We start from the raw sequence: 14,014 nt of genomic DNA on the forward strand, positions 1-14,014 counted from the left end.
CCATGGGACAGCCTTTATATTTTAAAGAAGAACACGTAAAACGTTTTCACAATTTGTAAATGAAGTCAGGGTTACGCATGCCACCAAGCTTTTACTGGACACGGATAACAGTGTAGCAGAAATTTGCTATACCTGTGGGTATAATAACGTTTCWTATTTTAACCGGCAGTTTAAGATCCATCAGCGTAAAACACCCAAAGAGTTCAGGCATGCTTATAACTAGCCCTTATAAGTGGTCATGATCACAATAAAAAAAGTGATGGCCACACAGATAAAAATTCCTCCGGAAATAAGCAATGCTTTACCTGTTTGCCGGTACTCCGTGAACAACAATGCCAAACCACCAATGAAGTAGCCGGCAAGTATAAGTTTAAGTAATCCAGGCAGTACATCCGTCGCCAAAAAATCGCCGAAGATTAATATACCCAGGCTAACTATGGGTATCAATGTAAACAGCAATACCTGCTTTAAATACTTACTCATAGGTTGCATATTATATATAAAATCAGCCCCCAYAGGGAATACGGACAATCTTCAGAAAAAGATAAATACATACTACTATCCCTAAAATAATGCCGGCAGCTATAAAGAAAACATTACTCCATAACGCATATTTAAAATGGGACAGCACCATACCGGCTATTGCGTAAGCAGCTACCAGTATCAATGCGCAAACACCTGCGGCTTTCATGCCATAACCATCCAGCATACATAAAAACAGCAGGAAGATCAGGGGTATTAATGTAATCACCAATACCCAGACAACAATTTTACTCATTACTATTTTTTAATGAAAACTCATCCCACTCAGTATCAGCCCACAGGTAGAAAACCCTACCAGTAAAATGATACCAGCCGATAATAACAGTACTTTCCCGATATGTTTACTCTCTGTTAACAACAGTATCAGGCCAATAAGAACATAGGCTCCCGATACTATCAGCATCAGCACCCCTGCTCCAAGTATACCATCCTCACCATTAAAGCACAAAATTAAAAACAGCAATAATGGTATGCCGGTAAATAACAATACTTCTTTGAAAGTTTTAGTCATATTTATACAATTGGAGTGAATTCACGTTCCTTCTGTAATTCCTTTAAATATGCTTCTTTATCGTCTCTGTAAAACAGGTTCATGGTTTCAAAAGGAATGATGCGTCCATCTTTATGTACAATATGTACACATGATTTTTTGATGGCGCGCACATCAAAATCATAGGCATCTAAAAAGCGCATGATAACGATGCGGAATAAATTCGTATAGTCGAGACCGGGAGCCTGCACCTGCGGCAGGCAGCAAAGCAATGACTGCATGTCATTCACAGCAGCATCGGTAGAGATGCCGGTACTGAATATCTTGAGCACGTGTTGGTGCAGTCTTTCATCCTGTTCGTATACGATGGTATTTTTGGAGTTATTCAGCAATACGGTAGGATCTACGTAGCGTGTCAACGGAAATACTTCGCCGTCAATTTTTAATGCATAAGCCATGGCCAATGCATCAGGATTACACGGTACCGGGATGATGTCGTTGGCTTTCCAGATGGGCGACTGTTCGAGGATACGTTGCCGTACTTCTGTTAGCGTGATACGATCTGTAGCCGGGTCAAAATCATCGGTACGCCCTGCCACCTGTACCGGTTGAAAGGTAACACCGCGCACGCAGGGTTGTTTGATAGCATAGTCGATGATAGCGCCCATTTCATCATCGTTCTGTCCTTTCTGCAGGGTAACTACCAGCGTAGTACTAAGACCAGCCTCGTTCAGGTTTTCGATTGCCTGTTTCCGTAGGTCCGTCAAATCCTTTCCACGCATACGTTCCAGCACCTCCGGCCTAAAAGAGTCGAACTGAAGATATACTTCAAAGTCTGGCTGATAGGTAGCTAGTCTGGCGGTAAATTCTTTATCCTTTGCAATGCGCACCCCATTGGTGTTAATCATCAGGTGGCGGATGGGCTTACGTTTGGCAATATCCAGTATTTCAAAAAACTGCGGATGAATTGTTGGTTCACCACCGCTGAGTTGAATCACATCTGGTTGTCCTTCGTTAGCCACAATGATGTCCAGCATCTGTTCAATTTCTTCCAGGGTGCGGTGCCGCCCATAATGTGGTGACGACATGGCGTAACAGGTGGGGCAGGTCAGGTTGCAACGGTCTGTTACTTCAATCACCGTTAAACAGGAATGCTGTTCATGATCCGCGCACAAACCGCAATCATAAGGACAACCATAATGTGTGCTGGTATTGGTTTTAAGCGGGGCTTCCGATGGCTTGTTATAGTTACGTGTATTTTTGTAATAGTCGATATCTGTAGCGATCAGGACTTTCTCTTTTCCATGATGCGGACAATGCTTGATCATGAAAACTTTTTCGTCTTCAAATATCACCTTGGCATCTACACGGCGTAAACAGGTGCTGCAGATACTCAGTGTAAAATCATAGTAGGTGTAATTTTTTTCAGGCATACTGCTTTTGAATTAGTCGTGATGGAAAAAGGATGGTTGGTAAATAATAGCATAATCCGGCCAAACAGGCCAGTTGTATAGATCCGAGGCCAAATGAAAAACGGTAGCCGGGTTTAATAAAGTCCAGCAGGAAGCGAAACACAAGGTAGGCGATCATGAAAAGTTTGAACCGACCTCCATTTACCAGGGGCCAGCGCCGGCTGATAAAAGCCAGTAGCTGCCATAATGCTATCAGGAAAATAATTTCATAGAGAGATACCGGATGCCGGAGTAAGCCATCGCCCAGGTTCATGCCCCAGGGCAATGAAGTGGGTAAGCCGTAGGTTTCTTCATAAACACCCATGGAAAAACAGCCAATCCTGCCAATAATCATCGCCAGTATCAGCGGATAAACGAACAGGTCACCGGTAGAATGTCGTTCACCTATAGCTTTCTTGATGAGCTCTACCCCTGCCAGTCCGCCAAGTAGTCCACCTACGATGGTTTTATTCTGGTAGATGTATAACAACACATTATTAGCCTCCAGCAAACCGGACGGGTTCTCCAGAGACCCTAACAGGCGGCTGCCGAACAAAGCGCCGAAAATAGCCCCTATAATAGCCCATACGCGGTTGTTATTGTCTATCCGGTCGCCTTGTTTCTTCCGCAGGTACACAAAATAGCGGAAGCCTATAAACATGCCCAGCGTTTCCGTAACCGCGTGCAGCGGCAGGTGTAAGGAAAACAAATTGATATATACGGGGAACTGCAAAGGACGATCATTATTTAATCCACAAATTAATATTTATATTTAGACGAACGTCAAGCACAAAAAATATGTTACAGGAGGTTTTAAAGAAGTATCAGTCAACCTTCAAGCCGGTGATCCCGCTTTTAGGAGAACATGAGTCCCTGCTGGTAATGGATTTCACGGCCAACAATACTACCCTCACTAAAAACATACTGCAGGATATCAACAAGTTCAGCAGGTATATTGATAATACCCTTGCTCAAAGTGGTTGCCGGTTAGGCATTGGCGGTTATGCAGAGCACCGTACCATTTATGCGGTAAGTCCTCATTTTGATGCCGGAGAAGAGCCCAGAAGGCTGCACCTGGGCATAGACATATGGGGAGAAACAGGCACGCGGTTATATGCACCTATGAACGCCCATGTACACAGTTTCCGTTTCAATGACCATTTCGGCGACTATGGCGCCACTATCATTTTGCAGCATCAGCTGGATGGCTATACTTTTTACACGCTGTACGGACATCTCAGCATCTCCAACCTGCAGGGGTTGTACGAAAATATGCCTGTCACCGCCGGACAGCCGCTGGCTCATTTTGGTACGCCATCAGAAAATGGTGGCTGGCCACCGCATCTGCACTTTCAGCTGATCGAAGACATGCAGGGCTTCCGGGGCGACTATCCCGGTGTATGCCGCTATACTGAGAAAGAAAAATACCTGCTAAACTGCCCCGATCCCGATGTTATTCTGCAATTGAACCAGTACACGCATTAACCGGGCATAAAAAAACCTGCTGCTTTATTCGCAAACAAAGGATCCTCCGCATTTTCAGGTAATGCTGGTAACGCCTGATTAATATCATTCAAAATAAAATCGTACATCTCCTTTACTGACAGCTGTTCTAATTAAAACTTATCGAAGTATTGATTTCATTGGTTTTATATGCGGAGAAATTTTTCATATTTAATAATAAATATACGTGGAGATAGTTGCCCCTTGCAGCTATACTATTTTTTGTACATTTAGCCTATCAACTGGGAAATGGATTCTTCTGCGACTACCGACATCACACTTTGGGAAGCATTACAACAAGGCAGTCAACAAGCCTTTGCTACTATATATGACCGTTACTTTCAACGGTTATATGAGTATGGCATCCGCTTGCATTCGGATGAGGACCTCGTAAAAGACGCTATACAAGAGCTTTTCATTAAGTTATGGACCAATAAGGATACCCTCAGTACACCTGTGAATCCGCGCCCATACTTATTGGTATCGCTGCGAAGCATCATCTACAACCGGCTGCGTCCACAAAAAAATGCCGTCCTTATTTCTTTCGATCAGGAGCAACATGATTTCCTGGCACACTTCTCCACAGAATCTGCCTACATCAAAAAAGAACAACTACAGACACAACACCAGCGGTTGTTGAATGCTTTGAATCAGCTGAATGCCCGGCAAAAGGAAATATTATATCTCCGATATTTCGAAGAGCTGGACTATGAAAGCATTGCGGCTATTATGAACCTCTCTGTAAAAGGCGCCTATAAGCTCTCTGCCCGCGCCTTACAAAACATGCGTGATATCCTGCAGATATCCCCTGCAGTACTCATTACACTCCTCGCCAATTTCCGTATGGAAATGATGAAATAGTAAATTGTCAGCTATTCATTAGGTTTTATAGCAACAGATACTATTTTTACGCAGTAAAATTTATTTGGTATGAGAAAACTATTGCTGTCAGGTCTTTGCTGCCTGATGATGGGCACAATGGCGGCGCAGGTTCCGTTGAAGGTGATGACGTTTAATATACGCTATAATAATCCGGACGATAGCTTAAATGGCTGGCCTCACCGCAAAGATAAAGTAGCTTCGGAAGTATTGTTCTATGGCGCTAATACAGTAGGTGTACAGGAAGCATTATATGATCAGATGCAGGACCTGCAACAACGGCTACCCGCCTATAAAAGCATTGGCGTAGGCAGAGATGATGGTAAAACGAAGGGAGAATATGCGGCTATCTTTTACGACACCACACGTTTGCAATTGCTGAACAGCCAAACATTCTGGTTGTCGGAAACGCCCACTGTTGCAGGAAAAATAGGCTGGGATGGCGCCTGTACCCGTATTGTTACCTGGGGTAAATTCAGAGATAAAAAAACAAAGAAAGTTTTTTTCCACTTCAATACACACTTCGACCACATGGGCAAAATTGCGCGCCGGGAAAGTGCTAAATTCCTGATACAACAGGTGCATGCCTTAGCAGGCAATACGCCCGCAATCGTTACCGGCGACTTCAATGCCATCCCTTCAGATGAGCCCATTCAGATCATTATGAATTCAAATGATCCATTGCACCTGACAGATAGCAAAGCTATCAGTCAAACGCCACATTTTGGCCCTGTAGGCACTTTCAACGGATGGAATATTGCTGAAAGGGAAAACCAGCCTATCGATTATATTTTTCTGAAAGGAAAATTCAATATACTAAAGCATGCCAGCATTTCTGAAACCTGGGAGGGAAGATATGCTTCGGATCATTTTGCCGTATATACAGAGGTGATCATTAATTAATAGCAACGGGTGTATCAGCCTGTTTGATACACCCGTTGACAATAAAGCTTAGTCGTGAGTGTGTTCTACAGACATACTGTTTTCCAGTGCATCCACCACCTTGTTATGGAGGTTGCCGTTTACATCAATGCTGATCTGTAATTTACCACTGCTAAAGGAGCCGGTAAAGTCACCGATCTGCAGTTTGGTCAGAATCAGGTCCATGGAGATTTTCAGGGAACCTTTCCAGTCAATCTTTGTGTCAGTAACTACTACGTCCTTTCCTTTGGCCATCAGTTCAATGCGGCCGGAGAGCAGAATTTCTACCGGGATCTTTTTGCTTTCCCAGGTAATAAAACCTTTCAGTCTTACTGCCGGGTCTTTCTTATCCCCTTCTACTCTGGCATACACTTTTACCTGTTGGTAAGTACCTTTGGGAATCTTGATGGCGCCCAGTACAGCAGGTACCTTTTTCAGGTCTATCTGCCGGTCTGTTTTCAATTTAAATTCCAGTTCGTCTTTGCCGCGCTTTGCATCAAAGCGGATTTCTCTCAAACGTGCCGTAGCAGTGTCCCAGGTAATGTCGAAACCACCAGGAGCTGCTTTGGCCATCGCTGCATCTCCTGTGAGAGCTGATAAGCGTCCTGAAGCGTCCGGTGATAACGTGGAAGTTTGATTGACTGTTGAAATTTCGTAGTTCACACTGGCTACGTCCGAGTTGTCAATTGGTTGTTGTGGATCTGGTCCGGCCATATCCTTGTTGGAACAAGAAGATAGCAGGATAGTAGCAATGCCGACAGCACCGCAGAATTGTAGGATTCCGGTTTTCATTATCGATATGGTTTTTAATGACTAATGGGGATATTCTTATGGTAAATTTAATAAAGAAATTGGGAAAACAAATGCATTCACTGTTAATTTAAAAAGAATGATCCGGTTATGCGATGCACAACCGGATCAATATATGATGTTTTAATACGGAATCCTATTTAAGCGATGCCTTTTCAATTCGTGTAGGCGTATCCGTTCCATTCACGATGGTACCCGCGCTAATAGCGATGGCATTAATGATATCTGTAATGTTACTCACGTCCAGGGTAGACAGCTCATCATCTACGGTATGATAAAACTGGTCTTTATCTATCTGGGTGGTAGAGATGGTATGTGCCGGCACCCCTTGTCTGGCCAGTGTGGCGTTATCTGAGCGGTAAAACAGGTTTTGCTCAGGATAAGGATCCGGATAGAAACTAAACGTAGATCCTTTCAGGTTACGTTGCAGGATGGTGCCAAAATCAGAACGTTCAAACCCGGTAATAAAGGCGCTGTTCCTTCCAAATTTGGATTCCTTTCCGATCATTTCAATATTGAACATCGCCACTACTTTATCCGGGTTCTGCTTTTCAGAAAAGTAACGGGAGCCATGTCCACCCGTTTCTTCTGCTGTAAAGGCAACAAAGATAACGGAGCGAACCGGAGGATGCTTTTTGAAATACTTTGCCAACATAATCACAGCGGTGGTACCCGATGCGTCATCATCTGCGCCATTCGCGATGCTATCCCCGGCTACTGCAGGCAATGTACCCAGGTGATCATAGTGACCTGAAAACACTACATATTCATCCGGTTTGGAGCTACCTTTAATCATGCCCGCTACGTTGGCAAAATGTTGACTGCTGATATCCCTCCGGAGATGAATACTCCAGGAAGCCGTATCTGCTACAGGTTCTTTTTCGTATACCAGTATAATATGTTTTCCTTCGGATGATTTAGCACCGGCCGCTTCCAGTTCTGCTTTGGTATCATAGCTCCGTTCTGAAAAAGAGGCACTCAGATCACCCAGGAAACCCGCCATGGAAGGCGCTAGCCATACCAGCACATTTCTTTCCATTAATTCCGGATGACGCAATATTTTCATCAGCTCACCGGGATCTTTCACATGTACGGCTGCATAGCTACTGTCTTTTTCCCAGTCAAAACTGCGCCCTGCGCCAATAGGGATAACCGGCCAGTCTTTTTCCTGTCCACTAACGGTAAGGGTTACACTGGTTTGTTGGAGCCGGAACTTACCAAACTCCTGCAGGAAGTTTTTTTCTCCGGTTAAAGGCTGAAGGTCCGCTTTGGTGAACTCACCGCTGATAAACGCCGCGGCTTTTTCAATACCGGGTGTACCTGGTAAACGGCCACCCATATCGTCTGCTGCCAGCGTGCTTATAATGCGGGCAACTTCTTTTTCTTTAATTTCCTGGGCATAACCGGTAACAGCCATACTGCCGGCAGCTAAAAATAATAACAGTGATTTCTTCATATAAGCAGTTAGTCCTTTTTCTTGTTGTCTATTTTGATCGTTGATGGTCTTTCTTTGTCTTGTTGTGCGTAAATACTGCTATACATGTTGAGAATGGCCGCATAGTCAGTTCCGAACTGCAAGTCTAACATTTTCCCTTCAGGTGAAACTAACACTTTGGTAGGATAACCGCGCACATTGTACAATTTTTCTACTTTACTGTCTGAGTGGGCAGCGGGGAAAACATACTTATTGGCTATCACAAACTCCCGGGTCGTTTCCAGGGGTTCCCGGCAGGAGATGGCGAGTATCGCATTCCCGGGATGCTTACCTGCTTTTATTTCTGCCGCCAGCTGGTTAAGATGGGGTAAATCCTGCCGGCAGGGACTACACCAGGTACCCCAGAAGTCCAGCAGCAGCCATTGGCCTTTATAGTCTGCCAGCCGGAAGCTTTCATTATTCAGGCCGGTGAGTGTAAAGTCCGGCGCCTGTTCCCATTCTTTCAGGAGTACATTCCGGAAATAGTCCTGGAAGGATTTATCCGGAAAATTTTTCTCAAACATATTTTTTGCCGTCTCCAGCATATCCGGGTTAGATATCAGTTGTTTCGAAAGCACCCTCATCGCCTCTTCCGGTTTACCCAGCGCAGTAAGTGCCTCTGCAAACTCCGGACTATAATCTTCTTTCGAGTTCAGGAAAGAGCGATCATAAAAACTATCATATGCTTTCTCCTCATTATTTTTCGGCGCATTGGCGGCGGCCAGGGCCAGATAATTCAGGGCTGCTTTTTTATCTTTTGGGAGGGTTTGCTCATATTTGAGATGATAGGCATGGGCAAGAATATTCCGGTTGGCATATTTCTTTTCTTTCAATTCTGGATGAGCGATCCAGAATGCAGTATCCGCCTGGTTGCTCTTCAGGTCTTCCAGCGTTCTATCCAGCAGTGCATCCGCTTCCTTATGCAGCTTAGCTTTGCGGAGGATATCATACACCAGCAGTTCATAACGGCCGGCTTTACCCAGTGTCATCTCTGCCGCACTAATATTATTAAACTGCCCTGAAATATTTTTTAATATAGCCGTGTCCGTTGTATGCATGGCTTTGTTCCACAGCGCCATTGGTTTAACGGAAGCCTGTATGGTGCTGTCAGGGTCCATAGCCAGCCTGTTGACGATCTGCTGTGCATTAGCGGGACTCCTGCGTGCCTCTTCAAATATTCGCTGAATGGCTTTTTCACTTAGCCCTGCTGCCATAAATTCTTTCCTGGCATCTGTGGTATCAAACGACTGCGGGAGCAAATGTTGAGAAAAAGACTGGTCCAGCCATCCGTTCAGGTCTTTCTTATATACCGCCAACAGCCTTATCAGCACCATCGCAGAATCGGCATCCACGGAGGAGGTATGCTGCAATTTATTAAATAGTGCCGACATATCACCTGCCAGCGCATAGGAAGGTATGCTGTTCAGGGCGTCGTTATACACCTCCCGGATATATGGAGAAAGCCCCCGGTTTAAACTCAACAGCGCCTTTTTAAATAGTAGACTATTACCATACCGGGGAAGATTCAACGCCAGAAAATCAGCTACCCGGACGGAATCGGGGTCGTTTCTTACATCCAGTGCAGTACTGAAATAACTCAAGCGCACCAGGGCGTTAAAAAATGCGGTATCAGCAGCGGGTATTTTGGTGGCAGCAGGTAACAGGGTACCTGTAGTAACGTAACTCACCGCTGGTTTTCCGGTGAGACTGCGGTGGTCAAATTTAAATACCAGTACCTGACGTGTACTACGTGAAAGCGTATACGAAAAAGTAGTAGACATGTTTAGCTGGTCTGTCGGAGATGCCAACTGACTACCTGTAATGTTGATGTTGCCGTTCTCTAAAGATTCCACCCGGTAAGTCCTTCGTCCAGCGGTCCACTGATAATTGACGGCCACTTTCGCAGGGAAAGGCGCAAACATTCCACTCATATTATAGGGCAAAATTTTCCACATCGTGGTCATGGAGGTCTGCACATCCAGTCCTAGCCCCAACGACGCTCTGGTTACAGCCGCCAACGTTGCTGCATTCACCGGCTCTCCGATGCTGTCGTTTGGAAATATTTTGAACGCCAGTGGATGATACAGCAATAGCATCTCTGTCATCATCCTATCTACCTGATAGGTCGATGGATCCGCCGTATTGTAATTATTATTTTTACTCTTTACCAACATGCTTTGGAGTATCGCCTCCGCATCAGCTGTACCATCCTTATTGACGCGGGTAATTGTAATCCGATACACCTTCTCTGTATACTGCTGCTCATCCGGTAAAAAGTGGTCATACATTTCCAGACGATACAGCCAACTGTCGTGCTGCTTAAATTTAGATTGGGCGGTTACTTTTAAAGTGCTGCCGCAAAGGGCAATCAGGGCGAGTAACAACGGTAATCTTGGCATACAGGGAAACAAGTTTAGATTTCTGAAAATAGTGATATAAAGACTAACATACAATAGCTGCCTGCTTCCTTTGAATATTTGCGTATTTTTGAGCCTATACAATTATGTCCAATCAGCCTTTAAGACCAGACGAAACCAAGCTCAGCGCCGCTGAGAAAGAGTTTGAGAATAGCATACGTCCCCGGGAGATCATGGATTTTTCGGGTCAGGATCAAATTATCGAGAACCTGAAAATATTCATTAAAGCGGCAAAAATGCGTGGCGAGGCACTCGACCATGTGTTGTTTCACGGCCCTCCCGGGCTGGGTAAAACTACATTGTCGCGCATTGTGGCGAACGAGCTGGGGGTGAATATCCGCGAAACTTCCGGGCCGGTCATTGAAAAACCCGGTGACCTGGCCGGTTTGCTCACCAACCTGGAAGATAAAGATGTACTGTTTATTGATGAAATACATCGGCTCAGCACTGTAGTGGAAGAATACCTGTATTCGGCCATGGAGGATTACCGCATCGATATCATGATAGATACGGGTCCGAGTGCACGTTCCATACAAATTAACCTGCAACCTTTTACGCTGATAGGCGCTACCACCCGGTCAGGATTGCTCACTGCGCCGTTGTTATCGCGCTTCGGCATTAAATCCAGGCTGGAGTATTACAATGCCGCCACTTTGCAAAAGATTCTGTGGCGCGCCGCAGGATTGTTGAATACAAAAATCACCTCCGATGCGGCCAACGAAATAGCACGCCGTTCGCGGGGCACTCCACGTATTGCAAACGGATTGCTGCGCCGGGTGCGCGACTTTGCTCAGGTAATTGGTACTGGTGTGATAGATATGGAAATAGCGCAGTTAAGTCTGAAAGCATTGAACGTAGATGAATACGGTCTTGACGAAATGGATAACCGTATTCTCAATGTGATCATCGAAAACTTTAAGGGAGGCCCCGTTGGGATTACTACCATTGCCACAGCTGTAGGGGAAGAATCCGGCACCCTGGAAGAAGTATATGAGCCGTTTCTGATACAGGAAGGCTTTATTAAACGTACGCCAAGAGGAAGGGAAGTAACAGAGAAAGCCTATATCCACCTGGGTAAAACCTCTTACAGAGGCGGCTCTAATTTATTGTTTTAGCTTTTAGCCATTAGCTTTTAGCTTTTAGAAAAAATGCAGCGGAGATAATCTCCGCTGCATTTTTTCTAAAAGCTAAAAGCTAATAGCTAAAAGCTGATTCATTACACTTCTTTCACTACCAGTCTGAAACCATTACCGTGAATATTCACGATTTCAATATTGGAATCATCCTTCAGGTATTTGCGTAGTTTGGCAATGTATACATCCATACTACGACCATTGAAGTAGGTATCGCTACCCCATATTTTTTTCAGTGCCAGTTCGCGTGGCAGCAGATCATTTTTGTGTTCGCATAACATGTGCAACAGTTCGTTCTCTTTTGGAGAGAGCGTATGTGTTTCATTGTTATGTGCCAGTGTGCGCAGACGGGAGTTGAAAGCATAGGAGCCGATAATGAACTCGTGTACTTCTTCTTCCTTGTTGTTCAGCTCCTGGTTGCGTTTCAGGATAGCTTTAATTTTCAGCAGCAGCAGTTCGCTGTCGAATGGTTTGGATATATAATCATCTGCGCCCAGTTTATAACCCTGGATGATATCTTCCTTCATGGTTTTAGCGGAAAGGAAGAAAAGCGGAATATCAGGATCTACGTCCCTGATTTCTTCGGCCAGTTTAAATCCGTCCATATTTGGCATCATAATGTCCAGCAGACAGATGTCAAATTTTTCGCGGCGGAAGGCTGCCAGAGCCAGGATACCATCGCGGCACAATTCCACATCATAGTCATTCAGCTCCAGGTAGTTTTTCAGCACCATACCCAGATTGGTATCATCCTCAGCCAATAATATTTTCGGTTTACGTTCTTCCATAATCATAAAGGATTGATTATAACAAATATAAAGTTTTTCTGCGGCACGAAAGGTCGGTAAAATTTGGGCGCCAGCAGTCAAATGAATTGTTAAAACTATTACTATGATATGCCGTTAATATGTTCTATTTCTTACTCAGCAGCGATGTAAAGGGGTAACGGAGGTTACTGTAATTGATCATATCTACCACAATGTTGCCTACTGATATGGGGCTTTCTATCCTTAAAGGCACTTTATTGGCGTCATCACTTACCCATACGGTCATTTTTTCCCCGCCTTCAAAGATGGTTCCTTTAATCAGGAGTGGCTTGAATTTGATGGCGCGGAACTTACCGAATTTAGTATTGATTTCTTCTTTGCCCATATATCGGACGTAGATGTTATATACCTGGTCATCGAGGAACATGGCAAAGGGTATTTTATCGCCGGACACGTACTTGTCGAAGTTGATGTTACGGGCGTAATAGATGGCACTGATCACATCCTGCACGCAGGGGGGGACCGTAAAGGTACCATTGGTACTGATGGCCTGATGACCGGCCTGGTTAAAGATGACGTTGTTAAAGATCTTATAACCGCCTTCATTTACATTACGGATAAACTTCAGGGGCTGCAGGGTGGCGGTATCAATATAGCTCTCGTACTTATCACGTACTTTAAAGATCCAGTCGTAAGCCCTGTAGGTTTTACCATCTCCTACCACATGGTATACATCGCGGTTAGCAAAGCGTTCGAGGCCTACATTAAAAGTAGCTTCCCCGGCGCCTACATACATTTTGCCAAGATTATAGAATACTTTCAGGGTAATACTTTCGCCGGCATTAAAGCTGCTGTTACGGATAGAGCAGAAATCGTTTTGCGCTTCAACACGTTGAATACAGGAGAGCCATAAGATGATTAGTAGAAGATACTTCATTGATGGAAGCTATTTTTCCTTAAAAATTTTTACTCCTAACAACAGCACACTTCCCAAAACGGCCGGTAGTACCAGGTTAATCAGCCATATACCTACCGTAGCTGCTATAATAGCCACGGTATTGGAGCTTAACAACCCAAGGAAAAAGATGCTCACTTTTCCACGTACCCCCAGTTCTGCAATGGCGATAGTAGGAACGCCCGCCATTACCAGATAAATTACACTATTCAATAAGAAGGCCTGCCACCACATGAACTCCACACCAAGTGCGTCCAACAAAATCAAATACTGTGCCGAGAAGACTATATACCGGAGGGCTGAAAGTAGCAACAGGTAACGTAATTCGCCGGATGAATATTTGACTATGATCTGAACAAACACCTTTGCTTTACGTAGGAAAGGTACCTTTTCAAATACAGACAGAATAATTTGTAACCGAAAATATAACAATATAATCAGGCCGCAAATAAGAACTCCGCCAAACAGGATTATTTTCTGCCATAAGGAAGGGTTCAGGAAAGCGCTCTCCTTTGCCAGCGCGAAGTTGTTGATATAGTAGAGTAAACCAATTAACCCAAAAATAATAGTCACTATCAGCTGGCTAAAACTTCCTACTATAGTAGCAGCAATGGCTTTCAGCTTGTTATGATTTTTGAGATAAAGGATGCGTCCACCGTACTCGCCTACAC

General features: G+C 44.5%; 15 protein-coding genes and 1 pseudogene. 5 read left to right on the forward strand and 11 right to left on the reverse strand.

Going from position 1 to position 14,014, the window contains the following annotated elements:
* Positions 1 to 40 precede the first annotated feature (40 nt).
* Positions 41 to 223 (forward strand): annotated as a pseudogene (locus tag AC1DP6_RS30535) (helix-turn-helix domain-containing protein); the annotation flags it as partial.
* On the opposite strand, the gene AC1DP6_RS30540 reads toward AC1DP6_RS30535, so the two are convergent.
* From AC1DP6_RS30540 to AC1DP6_RS30560, 5 genes are read right to left on the reverse strand one after another with little or no spacing between them, the layout of a single operon-like run.
* Entirely contained in the window at positions 220 to 483 is a 264-nt protein-coding gene (locus AC1DP6_RS30540; RefSeq protein ID WP_477058274.1) for a hypothetical protein, read from the reverse strand. The pseudogene AC1DP6_RS30535 and the gene AC1DP6_RS30540 sit on opposite strands and share 4 nt — an antisense overlap.
* 22 nt (positions 484 to 505) lie before the next feature.
* Positions 506 to 778, reverse strand: a complete 273-nt coding sequence (locus AC1DP6_RS30545; protein ID WP_477058275.1) for a hypothetical protein — start codon at positions 776 to 778, stop codon at positions 506 to 508.
* Positions 779 to 787: 9 nt separating this feature from the next.
* Positions 788 to 1,054, reverse strand: coding sequence for a hypothetical protein (locus AC1DP6_RS30550; RefSeq protein ID WP_477058276.1), 267 nt, complete (start codon positions 1,052 to 1,054; stop codon positions 788 to 790).
* 2 nt (positions 1,055 to 1,056) lie between these two features.
* Positions 1,057 to 2,466 (reverse strand): radical SAM protein, encoded by a 1,410-nt coding sequence (locus AC1DP6_RS30555; RefSeq protein ID WP_477058277.1) that lies wholly within the window; start codon positions 2,464 to 2,466, stop codon positions 1,057 to 1,059.
* The gene (locus AC1DP6_RS30560) at positions 2,459 to 3,217 is read right to left on the reverse strand and encodes a prolipoprotein diacylglyceryl transferase (RefSeq protein WP_477058278.1); all 759 of its coding nucleotides are present in this window, start codon (positions 3,215 to 3,217) and stop codon (positions 2,459 to 2,461) included. Before AC1DP6_RS30560 ends, AC1DP6_RS30555 begins: the two co-directional genes overlap by 8 nt.
* Before the next feature lie 65 nt (positions 3,218 to 3,282).
* Between AC1DP6_RS30560 and AC1DP6_RS30565 the strand changes: the two genes are divergently transcribed.
* The 3 genes from AC1DP6_RS30565 (at position 3,283) to AC1DP6_RS30575 (ending at position 5,769) form a co-directional block, all read left to right on the forward strand.
* Positions 3,283 to 3,969 carry a peptidoglycan DD-metalloendopeptidase family protein gene (locus AC1DP6_RS30565; RefSeq protein ID WP_477058279.1) on the forward strand — a complete coding sequence of 229 codons (687 nt, stop codon included), beginning with the start codon at positions 3,283 to 3,285 and terminating at the stop codon, positions 3,967 to 3,969.
* Between the two features lie 267 nt (positions 3,970 to 4,236).
* A complete protein-coding gene (locus AC1DP6_RS30570; RefSeq protein ID WP_477058280.1) occupies positions 4,237 to 4,848 on the forward strand; it encodes an RNA polymerase sigma factor in 612 nt (203 codons plus the stop codon).
* A 69-nt stretch (positions 4,849 to 4,917) separates the two neighbouring features.
* Positions 4,918 to 5,769, forward strand: coding sequence for an endonuclease/exonuclease/phosphatase family protein (locus AC1DP6_RS30575; RefSeq protein WP_477058281.1), 852 nt, complete (start codon positions 4,918 to 4,920; stop codon positions 5,767 to 5,769).
* Between the two features lie 48 nt (positions 5,770 to 5,817).
* On the opposite strand, the gene AC1DP6_RS30580 is transcribed toward AC1DP6_RS30575, so the two are convergent.
* The 3 genes from AC1DP6_RS30580 to AC1DP6_RS30590 all read right to left on the reverse strand — a co-directional run bounded on the left by AC1DP6_RS30580 (position 5,818) and on the right by AC1DP6_RS30590 (position 10,470).
* Complete coding sequence (locus AC1DP6_RS30580; RefSeq protein ID WP_441576492.1) at positions 5,818 to 6,579, reverse strand: hypothetical protein; 762 nt, start codon at positions 6,577 to 6,579, stop codon at positions 5,818 to 5,820.
* A 154-nt stretch (positions 6,580 to 6,733) separates the two neighbouring features.
* The gene (locus AC1DP6_RS30585; protein ID WP_477058282.1) at positions 6,734 to 8,053 is read right to left on the reverse strand and encodes a M20/M25/M40 family metallo-hydrolase; all 1,320 of its coding nucleotides are present in this window, start codon (positions 8,051 to 8,053) and stop codon (positions 6,734 to 6,736) included.
* Between the two features lie 8 nt (positions 8,054 to 8,061).
* The gene (locus AC1DP6_RS30590; RefSeq protein WP_477058283.1) at positions 8,062 to 10,470 is read right to left on the reverse strand and encodes a TlpA family protein disulfide reductase; all 2,409 of its coding nucleotides are present in this window, start codon (positions 10,468 to 10,470) and stop codon (positions 8,062 to 8,064) included.
* A gap of 104 nt (positions 10,471 to 10,574) precedes the next feature.
* On the opposite strand from AC1DP6_RS30590, the gene ruvB reads away from it, so the two are divergent.
* Positions 10,575 to 11,603, forward strand: a complete 1,029-nt coding sequence (gene ruvB / locus AC1DP6_RS30595) for a Holliday junction branch migration DNA helicase RuvB (protein ID WP_477058284.1) — start codon at positions 10,575 to 10,577, stop codon at positions 11,601 to 11,603.
* Positions 11,604 to 11,704: 101 nt separating this feature from the next.
* Here ruvB and AC1DP6_RS30600 read toward each other — a convergent pair whose 3' ends face one another.
* The 3 genes from AC1DP6_RS30600 to AC1DP6_RS30610 form a co-directional block, all read right to left on the reverse strand.
* Positions 11,705 to 12,409: a response regulator transcription factor gene (locus AC1DP6_RS30600; protein ID WP_133807343.1), complete on the reverse strand. Its 705-nt coding sequence runs from the start codon at positions 12,407 to 12,409 to the stop codon at positions 11,705 to 11,707.
* A gap of 124 nt (positions 12,410 to 12,533) precedes the next feature.
* Positions 12,534 to 13,325, reverse strand: a complete 792-nt coding sequence (locus tag AC1DP6_RS30605; RefSeq protein WP_477058285.1) for a DUF3108 domain-containing protein — start codon at positions 13,323 to 13,325, stop codon at positions 12,534 to 12,536.
* A gap of 9 nt (positions 13,326 to 13,334) precedes the next feature.
* Positions 13,335 to 14,014: hypothetical protein (locus tag AC1DP6_RS30610; RefSeq protein WP_477058286.1), on the reverse strand; the 680-nt coding region annotated here is incomplete at its 5' end.

Source organism: Chitinophaga sp. 01L420, assembly GCF_056399985.1.

Bases quoted from the DNA above. Each gene is read 5' to 3' on its own strand.
- AC1DP6_RS30540 (WP_477058274.1), bottom strand. From the start codon at position 483: ATGAGTAAGTATTTAAAGCAGGTATTGCTGTTTACATTGATACCCATA.
- AC1DP6_RS30550 (WP_477058276.1), bottom strand. From the start codon at position 1,054: ATGACTAAAACTTTCAAAGAAGTATTGTTATTTACCGGCATACCATTA.
- AC1DP6_RS30555 (WP_477058277.1), bottom strand. From the start codon at position 2,466: ATGCCTGAAAAAAATTACACCTACTATGATTTTACACTGAGTATCTGC.
- AC1DP6_RS30565 (WP_477058279.1), top strand. From the start codon at position 3,283: ATGTTACAGGAGGTTTTAAAGAAGTATCAGTCAACCTTCAAGCCGGTG.
- AC1DP6_RS30570 (WP_477058280.1), top strand. From the start codon at position 4,237: ATGGATTCTTCTGCGACTACCGACATCACACTTTGGGAAGCATTACAA.
- AC1DP6_RS30575 (WP_477058281.1), top strand. From the start codon at position 4,918: ATGAGAAAACTATTGCTGTCAGGTCTTTGCTGCCTGATGATGGGCACA.
- AC1DP6_RS30580 (WP_441576492.1), bottom strand. From the start codon at position 6,579: ATGAAAACCGGAATCCTACAATTCTGCGGTGCTGTCGGCATTGCTACT.
- AC1DP6_RS30585 (WP_477058282.1), bottom strand. From the start codon at position 8,053: ATGAAGAAATCACTGTTATTATTTTTAGCTGCCGGCAGTATGGCTGTT.
- AC1DP6_RS30590 (WP_477058283.1), bottom strand. From the start codon at position 10,470: ATGCCAAGATTACCGTTGTTACTCGCCCTGATTGCCCTTTGCGGCAGC.
- ruvB (WP_477058284.1), top strand. From the start codon at position 10,575: ATGTCCAATCAGCCTTTAAGACCAGACGAAACCAAGCTCAGCGCCGCT.
- AC1DP6_RS30600 (WP_133807343.1), bottom strand. From the start codon at position 12,409: ATGGAAGAACGTAAACCGAAAATATTATTGGCTGAGGATGATACCAAT.
- AC1DP6_RS30605 (WP_477058285.1), bottom strand. From the start codon at position 13,325: ATGAAGTATCTTCTACTAATCATCTTATGGCTCTCCTGTATTCAACGT.